Here is a 19,484-nt window from a genome sequence, read left to right on the forward strand (position 1 = left end):
GCACTCCACCGCATCTTGTACTCAACAGCAGCGTCTGCAATGAGCTCCGCCCCACAAGAAGAGTCCTGCCTGCACCAAAAAGTCACGATCAATTTCCTTAAGCGTCTCCGCCGCCGGACATTGTGACAGGCGTTTTGAGAACCGCTCTACGCCTTGGCTGCTTTCTTCTTGGCCTTCAGGTTCAGCATCTCCACCATCATCGAAAATCCCATGGCAAAATAAATGTAGCCCTTCGGAATCTCGAAATGAAGCCCTTCACCAATCAAAGCCGTGCCGATGAGAATCAGAAAGCTCAGCGCCAGCATCTTCACCGTCGGATGCCGTGTCACGAACTCACCCACCGCTCTGGCAAACACCATCATGAAGCCCACAGAGATCAGCACCGCCGTCACCATGATGGAAATATGCTTCACCATGCCCACGGCGGTGATCACCGAATCGAGCGAAAACACAATATCCAGCAGCGCAATCTGCACCATCACCGCGCCAAATGCGGCTCCTTTGCCGACACTTTTTCTCACCTCTCCTTCAGGGTCGCCTTCGAGTTTTTCATGAATCTCATGCGTGCTCTTGTAAATCAGGAACAGGCCGCCAAAGATCAGCACCAGATCCTTGCCGGTGATCGAATGCTCCAGCACCGTAAACAGCGGCGTCGTCAGCGACATCACCCAGGTGATGGAGAGCAGCAGCAGGATGCGCGTCAGCATCGCCAGTCCCAGACCTATGAAGCGTCCGCGCGGACGGTCCGCCGCCGGCAGTTTGTCCACAAGGATCGAGATGAACACAATGTTGTCGATCCCCAGCACAATCTCCAGCACGCACAGCGTCAGCACCGCGATCCACGCCTCCGGATTCGCAACCCAGGAAAAGTCGAGCACGTTCAAATTGGCGGTTACAGCAGCGGCAGCGTTGGCAATCATCGGGCCGCGACCCTAGCGGAAAATACCGCATCAGCAAACTCCACGATGAATTTGCTGCGGCACGCAGGCCCTCATGCCTGGCAGCCACCGAATACCACGTCCTTTGGGTCACTTCCGTCACTTTTGTCCTTCACACGAACAGCCGCGCCAGCGCCGGCGGACTCAAACACACGCCCCAGCTCCCGTAACCTCATGCAGTAAAAAATTTTCCAATATCGAAAACCCGTTCATAGATGCGCCCATGCCGCCCGCCAGCCTCGCAGATCTCGAAGAACGCCTCAGCCGCCCGACACCTGCCGTCATTGAAATGATGAGCCAGCTCCCCGGCGACATCATCATCCTGGGCGCCGCAGGCAAGATGGGCCCCTCCCTCGCACGCATGGCCAAACGCGCCAGCGACGAATCACGCACACCGCGCCGCGTCATCGCCGTCTCACGCTTCAGCTCGCCGGGATCAGCGGAGGAATTCCAGCAGCATGACATCGAGGTCATCGCCACCGACCTCCTCTCCGCCAACGCCGTCGCCTACCTCCCGCATGCGCCCAATGTCATCTACATGGCAGGCATGAAATTCGGCTCCACCGGCCAGGAATCCATGACCTGGGCCATGAACGCCTGGCTCCCCGGCCTCGTGTGCGAGCGCTACCACCGCAGCCGCATCGCCGCCTTTTCCACCGGCAATGTCTATGGCCTCGTCCCCGTGGAGCGCGGTGGCAGCCGCGAAGAAGACGCACTCAATCCCAAAGGCGAATACGCCATGAGCTGCCTGGGCCGCGAGCGCATCTTCGAGTACTTCAGCCAGACCCGCGGCACCCCCGTCTCCCTCATCCGCCTCAACTACGCCTGCGACCTCCGCTACGGCGTTTTGGTCGACATCGCACGCCAGGTCTGGAACGGCGAGCCCGTCGATGTCACCATGGGTTATTTCAACACCATCTGGCAGGGCGATGCCAACGCCCTCTCCCTCCTCAACCTCGTCAAAGCCCGCAGCCCCGCCTGGGTCGTCAACCTCACCGGCACCGCCACCCTCAGCGTCCGCGAAGTCGCCCATACCTTCGGCAAACTCTTCGGCAAACCCGTCCAAATCACCGGCCAGGAAGCCCCCGACGCCCTCCTCAGCAATCCCTACCGCAGCTTCGTCGAACTCGGCATCCCGTTCATCCGCGACGAAGAACTCACCGAATGGGTCGCCCAATGGATCTCCACCGGCGGCGAATCCCACGGCAAACCCACCCACTTCGAATCCCGCGACGGGAAGTTTTGATCCATGTCTGCTCTCCTCCCATTTGTTCGTTGGAGCCTCGAAGGCGGCGAAATCAAAGGTCGTTTTTTAGTCATCCCAAAACGTCCCTTTTTTGAGCGCCACCAGCAGGCGCTAGAAAAAGGGTACATGCTGCCGACAGGCACACTGTTTGACCAACCGGTGTGGAATAGGCTTTGGATGACCAGCCCTCTCGCTGAGAGTGAAATTGATGCCCTGCAGGGCGTCTTTGATGATTTCCTCAAAGAGGGCTGGAGTTGTGATGATCGTGTCGTGAAGTTTGCAAACGCCTTGAAAATTGCAAAGTCTGAGCAGAAGTCCTTGGAGGTGGAGCTTGATCCTTCAGGTCATGCTGACTTCGGTCTCGTGACCATTTTCCCTCACTGCCCCAAATGCAAGCTTAGGGTATCCAGTTCATTTCTCCCTCCGGCCTCGGACGAGGAAATGGCATGCACGCTGTGTGGAACGCATTTTTCACCGAAATCGACGTTTTCGCAGACCTCATTGCTATCAAAAAAGTAGGCTAAAAATCACTCCACCGCACCCGGCCTCAGCCAGTACAGCACGCTCATCTTCACCGCGATCCCATTCTCCACCAGCTGGTTGATCAGGCACTCTTCGTGAAGGGAAGCTGTTCGCCACCTCACGATCTCCCAAACCCAAACCTCGGGTGCCGCTTTTCATGCCTCACGCATAGAATACGAACACGCCCGGGTCGCAATTCATAGAGCACATCGTAGGGGAACCGTTTCAACTTCACACGCCGGATTGTCTTGGAAGACAGCCAGAAGGCGAAGCTCTCTGGACGAGCTTGTATCAATGAGAGACCTTCTTGGAGTTTGAGGTAAAAATCCTCTCCCAAGCCCGCGCTCTGCTCTTCATACCACTCGATGGCCTCGTCCACCTCGCCTTGAACACGGCGGTGAAAACTCAGCTTCATGCACGCGCACGATTGATCTTGAGTCCGGCAAGAAACTCCTCGTGCGAGAGTTCCAGACTCGGGTCCGCATCCATTTCCTCGGAGCGTTTGGTAGCCTCTTCCATCCAGGCCTGATCGACCGTCTTCTGCCAGTCTTCCGGCACACTGGCGTAAAGCCTGTCTGCCAGAGCAACTCGCTCGGCGACAGGCAACGAAAGCAATGTCTCCGTCAGTGTTGCCGTGCTCATGATTCAATCATGGACCCAACATGCCGAAAAAGCCACCGGCAAATCCCCCTCACTCCGCCCATTACTGGCCCTCCGTCAACAAACGTCCCCCAGCCCCAAAGGGGCTGTGTATTTGAGCCCAGGGTCAGCCGAGCCTCAGCGAGGCGACCCTGGGTATCGCAGTACCTAACCGGGAAGCAAACCCAGCACTCCGCCGCACGCAACGCCCACCAGCAGCGTTTGCAACCAGCTCCGCCGCACCCACGCGCCGCCATCTCACAACGCTCCAATACCACCCACCCCCTTGCGCATTCTACTCCATCACCCCCGCTCCTACTTCTTCGCCCCAAAACAATACGCGAACTTGTCCGATCGCAAAAAGATCTGGCCATCCGACACTCCCAGGCTCGCGTTCGTCACACTGACATCGTCCGCGATCACGTTCGTTGCCAGCACCTCAAATTGCGGTTTGGCCGCAAGCACCACGGAGCCCGACTGCCGGCTCGTGTAGTACAGCCGGTCGCCGCTGAGCAGCGGGGTCGCATACCAGCGGTCGCGCTTCTCCTTCATCAGGGGCTGCTCATAGACCGTCTCCCCGGTCTTCGCATCAAGGCATGTCGCCGTGCCGCGCGTGTCATTGACGAAGTAGAGATGCCCCCCGTGGTACACCGGCGAGCCGACGTTCGAGCCCTTCTGCACCTGCCAGACGATGTGCGTCGCAGTGACATCGCCCTTGCCACCGGCTCTCACAGCGAAGGCCTTCCCACCGCCACCGAGCACAAACACCACGCCATCATGCGCCACCACCGACGGGCACAGCTCGGCAGCCTTGATGCTTTCGCAGGACCACAGTTCCTTCCCGTCCTTCGGATCAAAGGCACGCAGTTTGCCGCTGGAGTTCACCACGAGTTCATCGTGACCTCCCACCTTCACAATCGTCGGCGTGTTCCATGACGCCGGGAAGCCCGTGGCGCTCCAGACCGTCTTGCCCGTCTTGCGATCCAGCGCCAGCAGTTGATTGCTCTCCAGCGCCGCGTTCACGATCAGCAGATCGCCATACAGGATGGGCGAGGTCCCCACACCCCAGGGATGCGGCTTTTCACCCACACTCACATCCCACATCTTTTTGCCGTCCATCGTGAAGGCAAACACTCCCGCGTTGGCCATGAAAAAGAACACGCCCTTGCCATCAGTGACCGCCGAGCTTGACGCATAACCATGCATGGTGATGTAGCTGCCGTTGTAGGCCGTTTCCGGCAGATCGGTCTTCACCGGGTAGTCCCACAGAATCTTGCCGCTGCGCTTGTCCAGACACAACGCATGCCGTGTCAGCTCGCTCATGTCTCCGGGCGCTTTGATGTCCACGCCATAGCCGCTGTAGCTGGTGAGGAAGACTCGCTCCCCGCTCACAATGGGGCTTGATGAACCCGGTCCCGGCAGCTCGGTCCGCCACACCAGATTCTCCTTCTCGCTCCACTTCAGGGGCAGGTTCGTTTCGGTGGTGACACCGTCACCGGTGGGCCCTCGAAACTGCGGCCAGTCGGCGGCGTGAAGAGACGAGACGAGGCAGACCAGAAGGAGGCGGTGCATGTTGGATGGAGCAATACTGCTGAAGCCTGAACGACGGGTGCCCGGGGTTCTTGCAAACCCTAGGCTCACAGCATCTCTCATGGCGCGGCAATGAACTCCGGTGATGCGACCGCCATCCTAGGTGGCACCCGCAGGCAGATGAAAGCGGGCCTGAGATTTCTCCGCGCCACTCAAATTCTACTCCACCGCCCCCGGCCTCAGCCAGTACAGCACGCTCATCCTCACCGCGATCCCATTCTCCACCTGCTGATTGATCAGGCACCGCTCATAATTCATCCCCGCATCCGTGATCTCCACCCCGCGGTTCACCGGCCCCGGATGCATCAGGTGCAGTCCGCGCTCGCGCAAAATTTCCACGCGCTCGTTCGTCAGCCCATAATTGCGGTGGTACTCGGCGGCGCTGGGAATGAGCGGCTCATCCAGACGCTCGCCCTGCACACGTAGGAGATAAATCACATCCGGCTTCCACTCGAAGGCATCATGCCAGTTGCCAAACTGCGGGATTTCCGCCGGCACCTCGCGCGGCATCATGGATCCCGGGGCAAGATAGGCCACCTCCATGCCGAGGCGGCGGAAAATCAGGCTCGTGCTGCGCGCCACGCGGGAGTGTTGAATGTCGCCCACAATCAGCACACGGCAGCCGCTCAGGTTTTTGTGAATCTCCCGCAGCGTAAACGCATCCAGCAGCGCCTGAGTGGGGTGCGCGTGCCAGCCGTCCCCGGCATTGATGACGCTCGCACGCGTGTTCTTGGCGATGAGATTCGGCGTCCCCGCCTGCTTGTGCCGCACCACGATGTAGTCCACACGCATCGCCTCCAGCGTTTCCACCGTGTCCAGGATGGACTCCCCCTTCACCACACTGCTCGACTCGATGTCAAAGTGCGTCACGTCCGCAGACAGGCGGCTCGCCGCCACTTCAAAGCTCGACCGCGTGCGCGTGGAGGGTTCGTAAAACAGCGTCAGCATCGTCTGCCCCTTGAGCGTGGGCACCTTCTTCACGCTGCGCTTGAAGAGGTCCTTGAACGGCACGGCGTTGTCGAGCACGAAGGCGATTTCAGCGTCCGTGAGCGAGGCGATGTCGAGGAGGTCTTTGCGCGGGGTCATCTCGGTGAGGCTTGGGTTTGCACGGTGCAGGCGTCCTCGCCGTCCACTTCGGTAAAGCGCACCGCCACCCGCTCTCCGGGGGCCAGGGTGACTTTGAGGGCGGAGAAATCCGGCTGCACAGGAAATTCACGGCCGCAGCGGTCCACCAGCACGGCCAGCTGCACCCGTTTGGGGCGGCCAAAATTAAGCAGCTCATCCAGCGCCGCACGCACGCTGCGGCCGGTGTAGATCACCTCATCACACAGCACCACATTGAGGTCGTCGATGTCGAAGGCGATGTCGGACCCCTCCAGCTTCGGCACCATCTGAAAGGTGCTCAGGTCATCGCGATACTGCGTGATGTCGATCGTGCCCAGGAAGACCTTCACGCCACCAGTCTTTTCGATCTCCGCAGCAATGCGTTTCGCCAGCGGCACCCCGCGGGTGAAAACACCCACCAGCGCGATGCTCTCCGCGCCAGGATTCGCCGTCAGGATGCTTTGCGCCAATGCCTGCACCCCTGCGGCCATCTGGGCCTGTGTGAGTAGCGTACGTTCATTGCCGGGCATGGTGGAAAAGGGTGCGCGGACAGTCCGGCGATTCACCGTCTTGTCAAATCGGGGGATGGCAGCACCGGCACAGAAGTTTCGCCCCTCCACACGCCTCCAGGGTTGCAAAGCAGCCGCGCATTTGATTTGATACGCCCATGCAAAGATTCCCCCGTGCCATTTTGATGCTGGCCCTGACCACCCTGCTGGCCAGCTGTGACATTCTCCGCGAAAACAAATTGCTGATCACCACGCACGTGCAGACGGACCAGCTGGAACATCAAAGCGAGCTCATGCCAGTCACCATCGCCGGCCAGCAGATGATCTTCAAAAAAGTCCCCGAGTTCAGCCAGCGCAGCATCTCCGGCTTTGAACCCTTCGAAGCAGACAACAACGATGGCTACGGCGTGGTTCTCCAGCTCGATACCAAGGGCCGCACCGCCCTCGATCTCGCCTCCCGTCAGTACGTTGGCATGACCTTACTGACCATGGTCAATGGCCTGCCCATCGACCTGATCGAGATCGACAAGCCGATCACCGACGGTCGTTTCACCATCTGGCGCGGACTCTCCAAGCAGACGATTGATGAAATGGACAAGTTTTACCCGCGCATCAAATACATGAAATCCTCCTCCCGCTGGATGGACGACATGCTGCCGTCCACCTCCAAGGAAAAAATGAACTCTCGCAGAGATGCCAAGGCTCTGGAGGCCGCCGAAAAAGCCGCTGCACGTGACAAAGAACTCGGCATCCTCCCCAAGGCACCCAAGCCCAAGACCAACGACATCCCGCTCGAAGGCTACAAACTCCCCGGCACCTGATGTTGCGTCTCGCACTTTCATTCTCACTGCTCGGCCTGCTCACGGGCATCTTGCCCGCGCAGCAACTGCAGCTGCCCACCGCCAACCACGCCCTGTTTGACGCACCTGCGGAGTTCTTCCAGTTCGTCGACCGCGACTTCGACGGTGCCAAGACCACCCCCTGGGAGGGCGGCCAGTTCGGCTTCGTCCGCGATCCCCGCCATATCGGGGGTCGCATCGCCTACGCACGCTTTCACGAAGGCCTCGACATCAAACCCCTCCAGCGAGATGCCAAAAGCAATCCTCAGGACGAAGTCGGCGCCATTGCCGATGGCGTCGTGGCTTACGTGGCCGCTTCATCCGGCCTGAGCAACTACGGCCGCTACATCGTGGTCCAGCACAACTGGGGCGGCAGTCCGTTTTTCTCCCTCTACGCCCATCTTGCCTCCGCTCAGGTCAGTGCCGGGCAGAAGGTGAAGGCTGGCACCACTCTCGGCATTCTAGGTTACACCGGCAGCGGCATTGACCAACGCCGTGCCCATCTGCATGTGGAGCTGAACCTCTTTCTCTCCAGCCGCTTTGAGTCCTGGCACAACGCGAATTTCCCCACCCCAAACCATCATGGCCTCTACAACGGCCTGAATCTCATCGGGCTCGATCTCCAGTCCCTCTACCTCGCTCAGCAGAAAAATCCCACCCTCACCGCCGCCAGTGCCGTGCGCGCCACGGAAAGCAGCTACCGCGTGGCCGTGCCGGGAGATGCCGAGATGGAAATCCTCAAAAACTACCCCTGGCTTCTAGATGGCCCCCGTCCTTCAGGCAAACCCGCAAGCTGGGAGGTCACCTTCAGCCGCTGGGGCCTGCCGCTCGCCGTGAAAGCCTCCTCCTCACCCGTTGCCGCCCCTTTCGTCACCTGGGTCAAAGACGCCGGCATTCCCCACTTCACTCACACCCGCGGCTGCGTCACCGGCAGCGGCAGCACCGGCAAGCTCACCACCGAAGGCCTGCGCTTTGTGAAACTCGCCACCGGCTGGTTCTGACCCGTAGTGCAAGCGTCTCGCTTGCCGCAGCATCCGGCCCGTAGTGCAAGCGTCCCGCTTGCACTCTGCCCTCAGAACCCGTCCCTACTCCGGCTGATAAAACCGCCCCATGTGCTCCAGAATCTTCGCCCGCAGTTCATCCCCGTCGATCGGGCCATTGTGGCGAAAAATCACCTCACCTCCCGGCGCAATCACCAGCGTGTGCGGAATCGGTCCCGGCCACTCCGGATCCAGCGCCTTGATCAGCTCCTCCTGGCTCGCCTCATTGAAGACATAAGCGTTGCCCTTGCGCCCCTCCGCCTTCAGCGAAGCCTTCAGCTTGTCCGGCACGATCGCATTGTGCTTCTCCAAAAAAGCCTTCACCTCGTCAACGTTCTTGGGGTCATCCATACTGATGCTGATGAACTCAAAATCACGCAGGCCAAATTTGCGTGACGTGGCCACCAGCTGAGGAAACTCCTCCACGCACGGCCCGCACCAGGTGGCCCACACATTGAAAAGGCGCACCTTCTTCGTGTCGTTCTTGCGCAGCGCCGCGATGCCTTTGGAATCAATCAGCTCCACCTCCACCTCGCCCTTCTCCCACTTCTCATTGTCAGCAGCGAGCTGCTTGCGCTTGTCGATCCATTTGGTGGAGCACCCGTGCGGCTTCGTCTCCTCCACCGGCACCGCTTTGCCCTCCACCAGCGCCTCGATGGCATTGCGCGCATCAGGCGCGGTCACCGTCGCCTCATCCGCATAGCGCGAATCATCCAGTCGGCCCTGGTAGCGCAGCTTGCGCTCCTTGTCGAAAATGAAGACATGCGGCGTGGCCAGGCAGCCGTAGGCCAGCGCCGTCTTCTGCGTGTCACCATCATAGAGGTAAGGAAAGGTGAACCCCTGCTCCTTCGCGTGCAGCTTCATTTCAGGAAAGCTGTCGTTGTACTTCGAGTAACCCAGTTCATCCGGCCGCAGCGCTGCCGGATCATTCGGATTGATCGCCACCACCTTCAACCCCTTGCCCTTGAACTCCTTCTGTAGCTTCTTGATGCGCCCCTCCACCGCCTGCGAAGTCGGGCAGTGATTGCTCAAAAACGCCACCATCAGCAGCTCCGCATCTTCGTAATTCTTCAGCGTGTGCTTCTCTTCATCGATGCCCACAAGATCAAAATCCGGCGCCGCATCTCCAATTTTGAGCTCATGAAACCCCTCCGGCATCGCCGACTTTTTCCCCTTCGCCGTTTCAGCATAAGCAAGGGCCGGAAGCAGGACGGTCAGCAGGATGAGAGCGAACTTGTTCATGGGCTAGATCATTCGTTTTTGGCCGTCTGGCATTTCCAACACACTTCAAACGAGGCAGGATTGGATTCTTTGCAGGCAGGACACAGCCATTCTTCAGCAGTACAAACTTCCTCCGACTGATGCGGCACCAGCAGCGCGCTTGCCCGCTCAAAATCAGCATCCTCCACCAGACAAAGAGTCGGCTGCAGCGGCCCGATGAAAATATTGGTCAGCTGCGCGGTCGTTTCATTTCGGATGAAACAGGCAATACCCTCCTCTTCGAGGATCGACCTGAAAAAGCCGAGCCGCGTCGAATCAATGCTGGTGATGAGGTCGCGCATGATCAGGCCTCACACCTCAAATTCATCCGCCGGATCAAACGGCGGCATCGGCACATTGATGATTTTGAGCTTCCCCACCGCACGGTGTACACACCCCGGCCGGATCATCACCGTCGTCATCGGCTTCAGCGGCACGATCTGCCCGTCCACCTCCAGGTGCCCCTCACCTTCCAGCACAATGTAGATCTCCGTCATCTTCTTGTGGTAGTGCGCCTTCGAATCCGCATGGATGTCCGTCAGGTGCACCGTCGCCAGCGTGTTCCAGTCCTCCTTGAACGCCCTCCTCGCCTGCCCACAAGGACAAGGCGTCGGCGGAATTTCATCCAGCTGGGCAACGGCAAAACGAGGTTCAGACATGATGACGAAGGATTACTGTCGGCGGTGTTCTTTGGCAAACGCAACAGCGTCACGAGCGCCGTGAAGGACATAGAGAATGCGAGCTCCAGCATTCTCCGGCAGCGGGCGGTAGTAGATGATATAATTGGGATATTCCGTCACTGTGATCATGCGGACGCCTGCGAGCGCTCGACGGAGCGGATGATATTCAGTGCCCAGAACAGGCTCTTGAGCGAGCAACTGATACATCCCAGTAATGGCAAACTCAACAGCCTTGGCGGCGATGGCATTGTCCATCGCGATGTGGGTTGAAATCTCGATCACATCTTCATCCACTTCCGGATGAATTTGGAGTTCCTGCTCAGCCATGCTGGTGCTGCTGAACACGTTCCATCACTCTTGCACGGATGCTTTCACGATAGGCCGTCATGTCCGTGATCGTGACAAACGGCCCCTTGTCCCGCTCTTCAAGAATGTCCTCCAAGGCCTCACGAGCCTTGTCTGCTACAGGAGCTTCATTGTCATTTTCGAGGAAACTGACGAGATAGGACGACAAAAAGCCTTCAGGCGATTTGTTCCAGCCTTGCGCCTTGCGGGTCAGGGCCGGCATGACGGCTTCAGGGAGTTCGATGGTGAACTTTGGCATGGCAGCAGTCTACCATACCCCAGCCACAGCGACACCCCCAATTTTACAACGCCGCCAGCGCCGCAGCAGCCACCTCCGCCGTCTCCTCCAGATCATCCCGGCTGTGTGCCATGCTGATGAATCCCGTCTCAAACTGGCTCGGCGCAAAGTACACGCCATGGTCCAGGCAGTAGTGGAAAAACTTGCGGAATGCCGCCAGATCCGAAGTCTTCGCATCCTGCAGGTTGTGCACTTCCTTCTCCGTGAAGAACAGGCAGAACATGCTCCCCTTCCGATACCACCGGTAGTTCAGCCCCTTCTTCTTGAGCACGTCCAGCACCGCCGTCTCCATGACCTGTCCCAGGTTTTCCAGCAGCGCGTAGCCATTCTTCTTCTCCAGCTCACGCAGCTGCGCCAGACCCGCCGCCAGCGCCACAGGATTGCCGCTGAGCGTCCCCGCCTGATACACCGGCCCGATCGGCGCGAGGTAATCCATGATGTCCGCACGCCCGCCAAAAGCCCCCACCGGCAGTCCACCGCCTATGACCTTGCCGAGGCAGGTCAGATCCGGCGTGATCTTCTCCAGCTCCTGCACGCCCCCTTTGGCCAGGCGGAAACCCGTCATCACCTCGTCGAAAATCAGCAGCGCCCCATGCTTCGTCGTGATGTCCCGCAGCTTCTGGAGGAACCCCGGCTTCGGCAAAATCAAACCCGCATTCGCCGGATAAGGCTCCACGATCACACACGCGATCTCATGCCCCTGCTTCTCAAACAACTCCTCCAGCGCCGCCTCGTCATTAAACGGCAGCACACTGGTCAGTTCCGCAAATGCCCGTGGCACCCCCGCGCTGTCCGGGTTCCCATGCGTCAGCGCCCCGCTGCCCGCTGCCACAAGCAGGCTGTCCGAGTGCCCGTGATAGCACCCGTCAAATTTCACCAGCCTGTCGCGGCCCGTGAATCCACGCGCCAGACGGATGGCAGACATCGTCGCCTCCGTGCCGCTGCTCACCATGCGCACCTTCTGAATGCTCGGCACCCATTCACAGATCGTGCGCGCCATCTCCACCTCATACAGGTTCGGAATGCCAAAGCTCACCCCGTCCTTGGCCGCGTTGTGGATCGCCTCGATCACGCTGATTGGCGCATGCCCGAGAATCGCCGGTCCCCACGTGCCCACGTAGTCGATCAGGCAGCGGTCATCCACATCGTAGATGCGGCAGCCTTTGGCGCGCCTCACGAAAAAGGGATCACCGCCGACGTTGCGGAAGGCGCGCACCGGCGAGTTCACTCCTCCGGGAATGTACTGCTTGGCGAGGTCGAAGAGCTTGGTGGAAAGGGGTCCGTTTGGCATGGTTTGGGGTGGAAAGGGATACGCGGGAGATTTTATGCGTCGAACAAAAGGTTGCTCCGAACCGTCTGAGTCGGCTATTCTCAGCCCAATTCCCGACCACCCTGCCATGAAAGCGTTCTGTTTGGTTCTCCTCGCCCTCTGTACCGCTCAGGCCGCCCAGGCACAGTCGGCCACCTCTTCCCCACGGAATCGGTCCTCCTTGGCCACGGTGGAGCCCGGCACGTTTGCCGTGGAAGGTATGACGCCCAAGCCCATCGTGCTCAAAGTGCAGATCGAAGCCCCCGTCTATCCCACCAGCAAGCTTCAGGGCGCCCTTGGCTCCTTTGCCCCCGGCTCTCTCGTCACCCTCCTGGCCATGTCAGACACCGCCTACCGCGTTCGCGGCCGCGCCCGCCATGGCGACGTCGCAGGCTGGGTGCTCAAGACAGATGTCCTCTCGGCCGACCCCAATCTCAGCGCCAACCTCAAAAAGCTCTATGAGCGCACCAAGCTGGTCGATGAACTCATCCAGCACAAACAGGTCGCCCTCGGCATGACCAGCCAGGAAGTCCACGCCTCCCTGGGCAAACCCGCCCGCAAATCCAGCAAGATCACCGCCGCAGGCAAGGAAGAGCGGCTGGAATACGCCATTTACGATCAGGTCCCGCAGACCAGCACCGGCGTCAATGCCTTCGGCCAGATCGTTCAAACCGTCGTCTACATCCGCGTCGAAGTCGGCACCCTCGGCCTGAGTTTCAAAGACAACGTGGTCTCCGAAATCGAAGAGACCAAAGGCAATCCCCTCGGCGGCCGCGGTGCCATCACCGTGCCCCCACCCGTCGTCGGCTTCTAACACAGTAGCGTCGAGTCAACGCCCTCCCATTTGGACTGCGGTTGCGCAGCGACGAAGGAGCGCAGCTACCGCTTTCGCAAGCCGGTTACCTCACTCACACCACAAAACGCTGAGCATAAAAAACAGCGCCAATTCGTCATTTGTCATTCCTCCCCACCACCTCCCTCACCCTCTCCGCCGTCCACCCTGCCGCCCGCAGACTGCGAAGCGACCGCGCATCATCCCGCTTCGCCAGCCGCTTCCCACTCTCATCCGTGATCAGCCTGTGGTGCCACCACTCCGGCACCGGCAGCCCCAGCAGCGCCTGCAGCAGCCGGTGCAGATGCGTCGCCTCCAGCAGATCCTCCCCCCGCGTCACCAGCGTGATCCCCTGTAGCGCATCATCCACGACCACCGCCAGGTGATAGCTCGCCGGCGTGTCCTTTCGCGCCAGCACCACATCCCCAAACACATCCGGCCGTGCCGTGAAAACCCCGCGCCCCCGGTCCTTCCATTCCAGGCCCCCTTTCACAAGCCCCGCCGCCTTCGCCACGTCCAGCCGCAGCGCATACTGCTCCCCAGCCGACATCCTCTTCTCACGCTCTTCCGCGCTGCGATTCCGGCACGTCCCCGGATACAAGGGCCCATCCGGCCCCTGCGGCGCATTCCCCGCCCGCGCGATCTCCTCCTGAATCTCCCGCCTCGTGCAGAAGCACGGATACAGCACCCCCAGCGCTTCCAGCTTCGCCAAAGCCGCGCGGTAATCGTCAAAATGATCCGACTGCTTCCTCACCGGCACCTCCCACTCCAGCCCCAGCCACGCCAGATCCTCAAAGATCGCCCCCTCATACTCCGGCCGCGCCCGCGTCCCGTCGATGTCCTCCAGCCGGATCAAAAACCGCCCGCCCGCCGACTTCTCCTGCGCAAACAACGCCGCATACGCATGCCCCAGATGCAACCATCCCGTGGGACTGGGGGCGAATCGTGTGACTTCAGGCATGGACATCAAATTGTCACAACCCGCACCGCTTGGCCTCTTTTTTTGCACGGCTCGACATTTCACCCAAACGCCCCAAACTAGCCCCATGAATCTCGCCGACCTCGTCTCCCACCTCGACACCGAACTGCGCATCGCCGAGATCGCGGACTACTCCAACGCCCTCAACGGCCTCCAGCTCGAAAACCGCAAAGGTGAAGTCACCAAGATCGTCGCCGCCGTGGATGCCACCCTCCCCGTCATCAAAAAAGCCGTCGCCGCAGGTGCCGATTTGCTCATCGTCCACCACGGCATGTTTTGGACCGGACTCCAGACCTGGACCGGCCCCGTCTTCCAAAAAATCCAAGTCGCCCTGGATGCCGGCCTCGCCGTTTACAGCTCCCACCTCCCCCTCGATTTCCATCCCACCCTCGGCAACGACGCCGTCCTCGCCCGTGCCCTCGGCTTCGAGCCCTCCGGCAACTTCATGAAGACCAAGGGCTCCGAAAACGGTGCCAAGATCGAAACCGAAGTCAGCCGCGACGAACTCGTCACCCGCCTCGCCACCGCCACCGGTGCCCGCGTCCATGTCTGCCCCGGCGGCCCCGCCATCTGCCGCAAAATCGGCATCATGACCGGCGGCGCAGGCTCCGAAGTCGCCACCGTCGCCAAGGCCGGCATCGACACCTTCATCACCGGTGAAGGCCCCCACTGGAGCTACACCCTTGCCGAAGAGATCGGCGTCAATCTCATCTACGGCGGCCACTACGCCACCGAGACCTTCGGCGTCAAAGCCCTCTCCGCCTACATCGAGCAAAAATTCGGCATCCCCTGGGAGTTCGTCGACCACCCCACCGGCTTGTAATACCATGAGCAGTTAAAAAGGGTCTGGATAAAAGGGGTGCTTATTTTGAACCACAGAGGCACGATGGACACAGAGATTTCCAATCAAGTCTCTGTTTCAGATCTCTGCGTTCATCGTGCCTCTGTGGTTGATTCATTGCTGAGTTGCGACACCGACCCATTTTCCAATTGATCGTGGTATAAGCACAGCCTGCGTTTGAAAACCAGACTATGACTGCTTTCCAGCCCCCACCCGCCTCAGCGCCTCAGCCAGCACCTGCCCCACTCGTGCGGTCTTTCGCGAGATCACCCTGATCTGCCGGCTCGGTGCAGGACGCAGCCGCACATAGCGCAGCAGCTCATCCTTGGGGCAGCCGTCGATCGCCATCCTCGGGATCAAGGTCACGCCCTGCCCTGCACGGATCAGCGCCTTCAGCGTCTCAATGCTCGCCGCGATGGAATGCTGTGCCGTCGGCCCGCCCTTCGCCACACAGAAGGACAGCGCCTGATCCCGCAGGCAGTGCCCGTCCTTCAGCAGCAGCAGCGGCTCCTGCGCAAAGTCATGCGGCGTGGGCAGCTTCTTCTTCGCCAGCGGATGGCTCGCCGCCAGCGCCAGCAGCATCTCATCCTCCTGCAGCAGCGTCTCCTCCAGCAAGGTGTCCTCCACCGGCGTGGCAATGATCGCCGCATCCAGCTCCCCGCGTGACACCGCCTGCACAAGGTTCGTCGTCACATCCTCCACCACCCGCACCCGCGTGTGCGGATGCGCCTTCTTCATCGCCGCCAGCACCCTGCCGCTGAGGTAAGGCGCGATCGTCGGGATCATCCCCAGCGTCACCTCGCTCGGCATCCGCCCCGGCTCCAACGCTGCCCCGTCCAGCAGCTCCTGCCGGCACCGCAGGATGTGCCGCGCCCGCTCCACAAAGGCCTGCCCCGTGGCCGTGATCACCACCCGCCGGCTGGTGCGCTCGATGAGCTGCACCCCCAGCTCAGCCTCCAGCTTCTGCAGCTGCAGACTCAGTGCGCTCTGGCTCGCATGACAGTGCGCCGCCGCCCGCCCGAAGTGCCCGTGTTCCGCCACTGCCACCATGTATTCCAGATCACGAAAGGTCATGCCCCACTCATTTCCTACCCATGAGTTTTGTCAATCAATCCTGCCGGTTTTGCAAATTGGATCAATCAATCGAATCCGGCACTGTCCTCACGTCACCACAACACCTCACCATGAAACCCACTTCCAAACTCTTCACCACCATGATGACCACCACCCTCCTCGCCGGCAGCCTGCCCGCTGAAGTCCTCACCCGCGACAACGGCGCTCCCGTTGGCAATAACCAAAACTCCAAGACCGCAGGCCCCGGAGGACCGGTGCTCTTGGAAGACGTCCAGCTCATCCAGAAGCTCCAGCGCTTCGACCGCGAGCGCATCCCTGAGCGCGTCGTCCACGCTCGTGGCACCGCCGCCCATGGCGAGTTCGTTTCCACCACCGACATGTCCGCCGTCACCCGCGCCGCACTCTTCTCCGGCGGCCAGCGCAAGACGCCCGTCTTCGTCCGCTTCAGCAGCGTCATCCATGGCAACCACTCCCCCGAGACCCTGCGCGATCCACGCGGCTTCGCCACGAAGTTCTACACCGATGAAGGAAACTGGGACCTCGTCGGAAACAACCTCCCCGTCTTCTTCATCCGGGATGCCATCAAGTTCCCCGACATGGTCCATTCCCTGAAGCCCAGCCCCTATGACAACCGGCAGGACCCCAACCGCTTCTTCGACTTCATGAGCCACACTCCGGAGAGCATCAACATGTGGACCCATCTCTTCAGCAACCTCGGCACCCCCGCCGACTATCGCCACATGGATGGCAACAGCGTGCACGCCTACAAGTTCGTGAACGCCAAAGGCGAAGTCACCTATGTGAAGTTCCGCTGGATCAGTCAGCAGGGTGTGAAAAACCTCACCGCCGCCGAAGCGAAGCAGGCCCAGGCAGACGACTTCAACCGCTACACCACCGACCTCTACTCCGCGATCGAGAAAGGCGACTTCCCTAGCTGGGAACTCCGCGTGCAACTGCTCAAACCCGAGGAACTCGACAAGTTCGACTACGACGCCCTCGACGCGACGAAGCAGTGGCTCGGCGTCCCATGGCAGGCCATCGGCAGGATGACGCTGAATCGTCTGCCGGATAACTTCTTCCAGGAAACCGAACAGAGCACCTTTGCCCCCTCAAACCTCGTTCCCGGGATCGAAGCCAGCGAAGATCGTTTGCTTCAGGGCCGCCTCTTCAGCTATGCCGACACGCATTTCCATCGTGTGGGGCCGAACCACATGCAGCTCCCCATCAATCGCCCCCGCGCCGTGGTTTCCGCTTACAATCAGGATGGCGCCGCGAACAGCGGCAACACCAAGGGTGGTGTAAACTACCAGCCAAGCAGCACCCCGCATGCCTACACGGATGTGGCGGAGTACTCGTCCAGCACCTTGCCGCTCACCGGCACCACTCAGCAGCGCCCGATCAAGAAGACGCTGAACTTCCAGCAGGCCGGCGAAACCTTCCGCGCCTTCAGCAAGGAAGATCAGGAGCACCTCATCATGAACTTCGGCGGCGACCTGAGCGTCGTGAAAAATGACGACGTGAAGACCCGCATGGTCGCCTTCGCCTACAAGGCGGACACCGACTACGGCACCCGCCTCGCCAAAGCTGTCGGGGCCGATCTGGCAAAGGTCAAAGCCCTCGCCGCCACGCTCATCGAGTAATCCCACCCCGAACCACGGCTCCCTCGCTCCTCGGCAAGCTGCGATGGCGGGGGAGCCGCACTCTCCCCCCGACGATCATGAAACGCTTCATCCCCGCACCCGGCCAGCTTCTCGGCCTCCTTACCATGTTCACCATCCTTTCCATCCCCTTTCTCACGGCCCGGCAGCCTGAATCGCCCCCTGTGGCCGATACCCGCAAGCAGCCCGGCCCCGAACTCACCGAGATCATCTTCAACCACGTCCGCGCAGGCAATGCGGCGGCGCTCCAGCTCTATCTCGAATCCGGCTACACGCCCAATGCCATCAACTCCCGTGGCGACAGCCTCCTCGTGCTCGCCGCCTACAAGAGCCAGCCCGAGATCGTGAAGCTCTTGCTCTCGCAGCCAGGCATCGACGTGAACTTCCAAAACAAGATGGGCTTCACCGCCCTCACCGGTGCCAGTTTCAAAGGCGAAACCGCCATCATGCAGCAGCTCATCGCCGCCGGAGCCAACGTCAACCAGCGCAACCTCAGCGGCCAGACCGCGCTGATGTTTGCTGCTCTCACCGGCCGCTTTGATGCCGTGAAAATGCTGCTCGGTTACAATGCCGACGCCAGGGCTGTCGATGCCAGCGGAAACACCGCCGCCGCTCTCGCCCACCAGCAAGGGGCGGAGGATGTCGCGCAGGTGTTGCGCTGACTTCGTGGGCACGGCACAATGAACGCATGGCATTTCTTGGCACCGACTTCTTCGAGCGCGACGTCCTCACCGTCGCCCGCGATCTCATCGGCGTCGAGCTCGTCTGGAAAGGCTGCGCCGGCATCATCGTCGAAACCGAAGCCTACTCCGTGGAAGGCGATCTCGCTGCCCACACCGCCACCCGCCCCAGCGCCCGTGAGTTCGTTAAAAAGCACCCGCCCGGCACCGCCTACGTCTATTTCAACTACGGCATGTACTGGCTCTTCAACCTCCTCGTCAAAGGCGGCTCCCAGGACGGCCTCATCCTCATCCGCGCTCTCGAGCCCACCCGCGGCATCCCGCAAATGCAGCAGCGCCGCCACCGCGAAAAACTCCACGAACTCTGCTCCGGCCCCGGCAAGCTCGCCCTCGCTCTCGGCATCGACGGCACCCATCACGGCCTCCCCATGACCGGCAAACACCGCCCCGCCGGTTGCGGCCTCGTCCAGCCCTCATCATCCACCCACGAACTCGCCACCGACATCCGCGTCGGCATCAGCCAGGCCATCGACTACCCCTGGCGCTTCCTCTCCCGCCACAGCCCCCATCTCAGCGTCAAACATGGCAAAGTAAAACTGCCCACAAAGACCGGCCCTCGATAAAGGCAGAGTTCCTGCCACATCGCCCCCAGCTTAATGAACGCCCTTGGTGCAAAACCGCGATCTTCCGCCATTCCACTCCGCGCCACACCAGCCCTGAAGGGGCTGCGTAATTGAGCATTTTAAATAATTTCGCACCCGATATAGCGTTTTGCGAAACTGATTTCCGGAAAGTGAGCGTTGAGACGCTCGGCGGCGGCTTGAGGACAAGCCGCCTACCTCGCGCTGGACATTCGAATGCCCCTCGCGGGCAGGGCTGGTTGTCCTCAACCAGCCGCCGTCGAAGCCCAAGCTTTTCGAGCAAGAAGCAGCCTGCTAAACGGAAAGGAGTTTTGCGAACCGCTATAAACCCAAGGCAGCCAAAGCGGTTCTCCCTCTCCCCGCCCCTGACACACGACCACTGCGAATATTTTTCTTCGGGGGAGAGGGCCGGGGTGAGGGGACACGAGGGATTCGCTCAATGTCCACGCGGTGTTATTCA

General features: G+C 60.5%; 22 protein-coding genes. 9 read left to right on the top strand and 13 right to left on the bottom strand.

The window, feature by feature from the left end; all coding sequences use genetic code 11:
- Window positions 1-146: 146 nt before the first annotated feature.
- Entirely contained in the window at window positions 147-920 is a 774-nt protein-coding gene (locus WAW39_RS12850) for a TerC family protein (RefSeq protein WP_422319407.1), read from the bottom strand.
- A gap of 241 nt (window positions 921-1,161) precedes the next feature.
- On the opposite strand from WAW39_RS12850, the gene WAW39_RS12855 reads away from it, so the two are divergent.
- Complete coding sequence (locus WAW39_RS12855) at window positions 1,162-2,184, top strand: NAD-dependent epimerase/dehydratase family protein (RefSeq protein ID WP_422319409.1); 1,023 nt, start codon at window positions 1,162-1,164, stop codon at window positions 2,182-2,184.
- A 3-nt stretch (window positions 2,185-2,187) separates the two neighbouring features.
- Entirely contained in the window at window positions 2,188-2,703 is a 516-nt protein-coding gene (locus WAW39_RS12860) for a hypothetical protein (RefSeq protein ID WP_422319411.1), read from the top strand.
- Between the two features lie 414 nt (window positions 2,704-3,117).
- Here WAW39_RS12860 and WAW39_RS12865 read toward each other — a convergent pair whose 3' ends face one another.
- From WAW39_RS12865 to pyrR, 4 genes are all read right to left on the bottom strand, one after another.
- The gene (locus WAW39_RS12865; protein ID WP_422319413.1) at window positions 3,118-3,348 is read right to left on the bottom strand and encodes an addiction module protein; all 231 of its coding nucleotides are present in this window, start codon (window positions 3,346-3,348) and stop codon (window positions 3,118-3,120) included.
- A 312-nt stretch (window positions 3,349-3,660) separates the two neighbouring features.
- The gene (locus tag WAW39_RS12870) at window positions 3,661-4,917 is read right to left on the bottom strand and encodes a PQQ-binding-like beta-propeller repeat protein (protein ID WP_422319415.1); all 1,257 of its coding nucleotides are present in this window, start codon (window positions 4,915-4,917) and stop codon (window positions 3,661-3,663) included.
- A gap of 177 nt (window positions 4,918-5,094) precedes the next feature.
- Entirely contained in the window at window positions 5,095-6,021 is a 927-nt protein-coding gene (locus WAW39_RS12875; protein ID WP_422319417.1) for an aspartate carbamoyltransferase catalytic subunit, read from the bottom strand.
- On the bottom strand, window positions 6,018-6,569 hold the full coding sequence (gene pyrR, locus WAW39_RS12880; protein ID WP_422319419.1) for a bifunctional pyr operon transcriptional regulator/uracil phosphoribosyltransferase PyrR: 552 nt from the start codon (window positions 6,567-6,569) through the stop codon (window positions 6,018-6,020). The genes WAW39_RS12875 and pyrR overlap by 4 nt, the downstream gene beginning before the upstream one ends.
- A gap of 137 nt (window positions 6,570-6,706) precedes the next feature.
- Here pyrR and WAW39_RS12885 point away from each other — a divergent pair, with 137 nt between their 5' ends.
- Window positions 6,707-7,369 (top strand): hypothetical protein, encoded by a 663-nt coding sequence (locus WAW39_RS12885; RefSeq protein ID WP_422319421.1) that lies wholly within the window; start codon window positions 6,707-6,709, stop codon window positions 7,367-7,369.
- On the top strand, window positions 7,369-8,388 hold the full coding sequence (locus WAW39_RS12890) for a murein hydrolase activator EnvC family protein (RefSeq protein ID WP_422319423.1): 1,020 nt from the start codon (window positions 7,369-7,371) through the stop codon (window positions 8,386-8,388). The genes WAW39_RS12885 and WAW39_RS12890 overlap by 1 nt, the downstream gene beginning before the upstream one ends.
- An 84-nt stretch (window positions 8,389-8,472) precedes the next feature.
- Here WAW39_RS12890 and WAW39_RS12895 read toward each other — a convergent pair whose 3' ends face one another.
- The 6 genes from WAW39_RS12895 to hemL are packed head-to-tail and all read right to left on the bottom strand — an operon-like array spanning window position 8,473 to window position 12,301.
- On the bottom strand, window positions 8,473-9,669 hold the full coding sequence (locus tag WAW39_RS12895; protein WP_422319425.1) for a redoxin family protein: 1,197 nt from the start codon (window positions 9,667-9,669) through the stop codon (window positions 8,473-8,475).
- 8 nt (window positions 9,670-9,677) lie between these two features.
- On the bottom strand, window positions 9,678-9,989 hold the full coding sequence (locus WAW39_RS12900) for a DUF2007 domain-containing protein (protein ID WP_422319427.1): 312 nt from the start codon (window positions 9,987-9,989) through the stop codon (window positions 9,678-9,680).
- Between the two features lie 9 nt (window positions 9,990-9,998).
- Window positions 9,999-10,346, bottom strand: a complete 348-nt coding sequence (locus tag WAW39_RS12905; RefSeq protein WP_377168360.1) for a cupin domain-containing protein — start codon at window positions 10,344-10,346, stop codon at window positions 9,999-10,001.
- Between the two features lie 12 nt (window positions 10,347-10,358).
- On the bottom strand, window positions 10,359-10,694 hold the full coding sequence (locus WAW39_RS12910) for a type II toxin-antitoxin system RelE/ParE family toxin (RefSeq protein WP_422319430.1): 336 nt from the start codon (window positions 10,692-10,694) through the stop codon (window positions 10,359-10,361).
- Window positions 10,687-10,971 (bottom strand): hypothetical protein, encoded by a 285-nt coding sequence (locus WAW39_RS12915; RefSeq protein WP_422319432.1) that lies wholly within the window; start codon window positions 10,969-10,971, stop codon window positions 10,687-10,689. Before WAW39_RS12915 ends, WAW39_RS12910 begins: the two co-directional genes overlap by 8 nt.
- A gap of 43 nt (window positions 10,972-11,014) precedes the next feature.
- A complete protein-coding gene (hemL, locus tag WAW39_RS12920) occupies window positions 11,015-12,301 on the bottom strand; it encodes a glutamate-1-semialdehyde 2,1-aminomutase (protein ID WP_422319434.1) in 1,287 nt (428 codons plus the stop codon).
- 106 nt (window positions 12,302-12,407) lie between these two features.
- Here hemL and WAW39_RS12925 point away from each other — a divergent pair, with 106 nt between their 5' ends.
- Entirely contained in the window at window positions 12,408-13,133 is a 726-nt protein-coding gene (locus tag WAW39_RS12925) for a hypothetical protein (protein ID WP_422319436.1), read from the top strand.
- Window positions 13,134-13,269: 136 nt separating this feature from the next.
- Here the strand turns inward: WAW39_RS12925 and gluQRS are convergent, their stop codons facing one another.
- The gene (gene gluQRS, locus WAW39_RS12930; RefSeq protein WP_422319438.1) at window positions 13,270-14,112 is read right to left on the bottom strand and encodes a tRNA glutamyl-Q(34) synthetase GluQRS; all 843 of its coding nucleotides are present in this window, start codon (window positions 14,110-14,112) and stop codon (window positions 13,270-13,272) included.
- A gap of 85 nt (window positions 14,113-14,197) precedes the next feature.
- Here gluQRS and WAW39_RS12935 point away from each other — a divergent pair, with 85 nt between their 5' ends.
- Window positions 14,198-14,953, top strand: a complete 756-nt coding sequence (locus WAW39_RS12935; protein WP_422319440.1) for a Nif3-like dinuclear metal center hexameric protein — start codon at window positions 14,198-14,200, stop codon at window positions 14,951-14,953.
- Window positions 14,954-15,160: 207 nt separating this feature from the next.
- On the opposite strand, the gene WAW39_RS12940 is transcribed toward WAW39_RS12935, so the two are convergent.
- Window positions 15,161-16,045, bottom strand: coding sequence for a LysR substrate-binding domain-containing protein (locus WAW39_RS12940; RefSeq protein WP_422319442.1), 885 nt, complete (start codon window positions 16,043-16,045; stop codon window positions 15,161-15,163).
- Window positions 16,046-16,185: 140 nt separating this feature from the next.
- On the opposite strand from WAW39_RS12940, the gene WAW39_RS12945 reads away from it, so the two are divergent.
- The 3 genes from WAW39_RS12945 to WAW39_RS12955 all read left to right on the top strand — a co-directional run bounded on the left by WAW39_RS12945 (window position 16,186) and on the right by WAW39_RS12955 (window position 19,006).
- Entirely contained in the window at window positions 16,186-17,685 is a 1,500-nt protein-coding gene (locus tag WAW39_RS12945) for a catalase (protein WP_422319466.1), read from the top strand.
- 77 nt (window positions 17,686-17,762) lie between these two features.
- On the top strand, window positions 17,763-18,365 hold the full coding sequence (locus tag WAW39_RS12950; RefSeq protein ID WP_422319444.1) for an ankyrin repeat domain-containing protein: 603 nt from the start codon (window positions 17,763-17,765) through the stop codon (window positions 18,363-18,365).
- A 26-nt stretch (window positions 18,366-18,391) separates the two neighbouring features.
- A complete protein-coding gene (locus tag WAW39_RS12955) occupies window positions 18,392-19,006 on the top strand; it encodes a DNA-3-methyladenine glycosylase (protein WP_422319446.1) in 615 nt (204 codons plus the stop codon).
- Window positions 19,007-19,484 lie beyond the last annotated feature (478 nt).

This window comes from Prosthecobacter sp. (assembly GCF_049294395.1).
GTDB lineage: Bacteria > Verrucomicrobiota > Verrucomicrobiia > Verrucomicrobiales > Verrucomicrobiaceae > Prosthecobacter.

Excerpts from the sequence above, each read along its gene's own strand:
- WAW39_RS12850 (WP_422319407.1), bottom strand. The coding sequence starts at position 920 with ATGATTGCCAACGCTGCCGCTGCTGTAACCGCCAATTTGAACGTGCTC.
- WAW39_RS12855 (WP_422319409.1), top strand. The coding sequence starts at position 1,162 with ATGCCGCCCGCCAGCCTCGCAGATCTCGAAGAACGCCTCAGCCGCCCG.
- WAW39_RS12860 (WP_422319411.1), top strand. The coding sequence starts at position 2,188 with ATGTCTGCTCTCCTCCCATTTGTTCGTTGGAGCCTCGAAGGCGGCGAA.
- WAW39_RS12865 (WP_422319413.1), bottom strand. The coding sequence starts at position 3,348 with ATGAGCACGGCAACACTGACGGAGACATTGCTTTCGTTGCCTGTCGCC.
- WAW39_RS12870 (WP_422319415.1), bottom strand. The coding sequence starts at position 4,917 with ATGCACCGCCTCCTTCTGGTCTGCCTCGTCTCGTCTCTTCACGCCGCC.
- WAW39_RS12875 (WP_422319417.1), bottom strand. The coding sequence starts at position 6,021 with ATGACCCCGCGCAAAGACCTCCTCGACATCGCCTCGCTCACGGACGCT.
- pyrR (WP_422319419.1), bottom strand. The coding sequence starts at position 6,569 with ATGCCCGGCAATGAACGTACGCTACTCACACAGGCCCAGATGGCCGCA.
- WAW39_RS12885 (WP_422319421.1), top strand. The coding sequence starts at position 6,707 with ATGCAAAGATTCCCCCGTGCCATTTTGATGCTGGCCCTGACCACCCTG.
- WAW39_RS12890 (WP_422319423.1), top strand. The coding sequence starts at position 7,369 with ATGTTGCGTCTCGCACTTTCATTCTCACTGCTCGGCCTGCTCACGGGC.
- WAW39_RS12895 (WP_422319425.1), bottom strand. The coding sequence starts at position 9,669 with ATGAACAAGTTCGCTCTCATCCTGCTGACCGTCCTGCTTCCGGCCCTT.
- WAW39_RS12900 (WP_422319427.1), bottom strand. The coding sequence starts at position 9,989 with ATGCGCGACCTCATCACCAGCATTGATTCGACGCGGCTCGGCTTTTTC.
- WAW39_RS12905 (WP_377168360.1), bottom strand. The coding sequence starts at position 10,346 with ATGTCTGAACCTCGTTTTGCCGTTGCCCAGCTGGATGAAATTCCGCCG.
- WAW39_RS12910 (WP_422319430.1), bottom strand. The coding sequence starts at position 10,694 with ATGGCTGAGCAGGAACTCCAAATTCATCCGGAAGTGGATGAAGATGTG.
- WAW39_RS12915 (WP_422319432.1), bottom strand. The coding sequence starts at position 10,971 with ATGCCAAAGTTCACCATCGAACTCCCTGAAGCCGTCATGCCGGCCCTG.
- hemL (WP_422319434.1), bottom strand. The coding sequence starts at position 12,301 with ATGCCAAACGGACCCCTTTCCACCAAGCTCTTCGACCTCGCCAAGCAG.
- WAW39_RS12925 (WP_422319436.1), top strand. The coding sequence starts at position 12,408 with ATGAAAGCGTTCTGTTTGGTTCTCCTCGCCCTCTGTACCGCTCAGGCC.
- gluQRS (WP_422319438.1), bottom strand. The coding sequence starts at position 14,112 with ATGCCTGAAGTCACACGATTCGCCCCCAGTCCCACGGGATGGTTGCAT.
- WAW39_RS12935 (WP_422319440.1), top strand. The coding sequence starts at position 14,198 with ATGAATCTCGCCGACCTCGTCTCCCACCTCGACACCGAACTGCGCATC.
- WAW39_RS12940 (WP_422319442.1), bottom strand. The coding sequence starts at position 16,045 with ATGACCTTTCGTGATCTGGAATACATGGTGGCAGTGGCGGAACACGGG.
- WAW39_RS12945 (WP_422319466.1), top strand. The coding sequence starts at position 16,186 with ATGATGACCACCACCCTCCTCGCCGGCAGCCTGCCCGCTGAAGTCCTC.
- WAW39_RS12950 (WP_422319444.1), top strand. The coding sequence starts at position 17,763 with ATGAAACGCTTCATCCCCGCACCCGGCCAGCTTCTCGGCCTCCTTACC.
- WAW39_RS12955 (WP_422319446.1), top strand. The coding sequence starts at position 18,392 with ATGGCATTTCTTGGCACCGACTTCTTCGAGCGCGACGTCCTCACCGTC.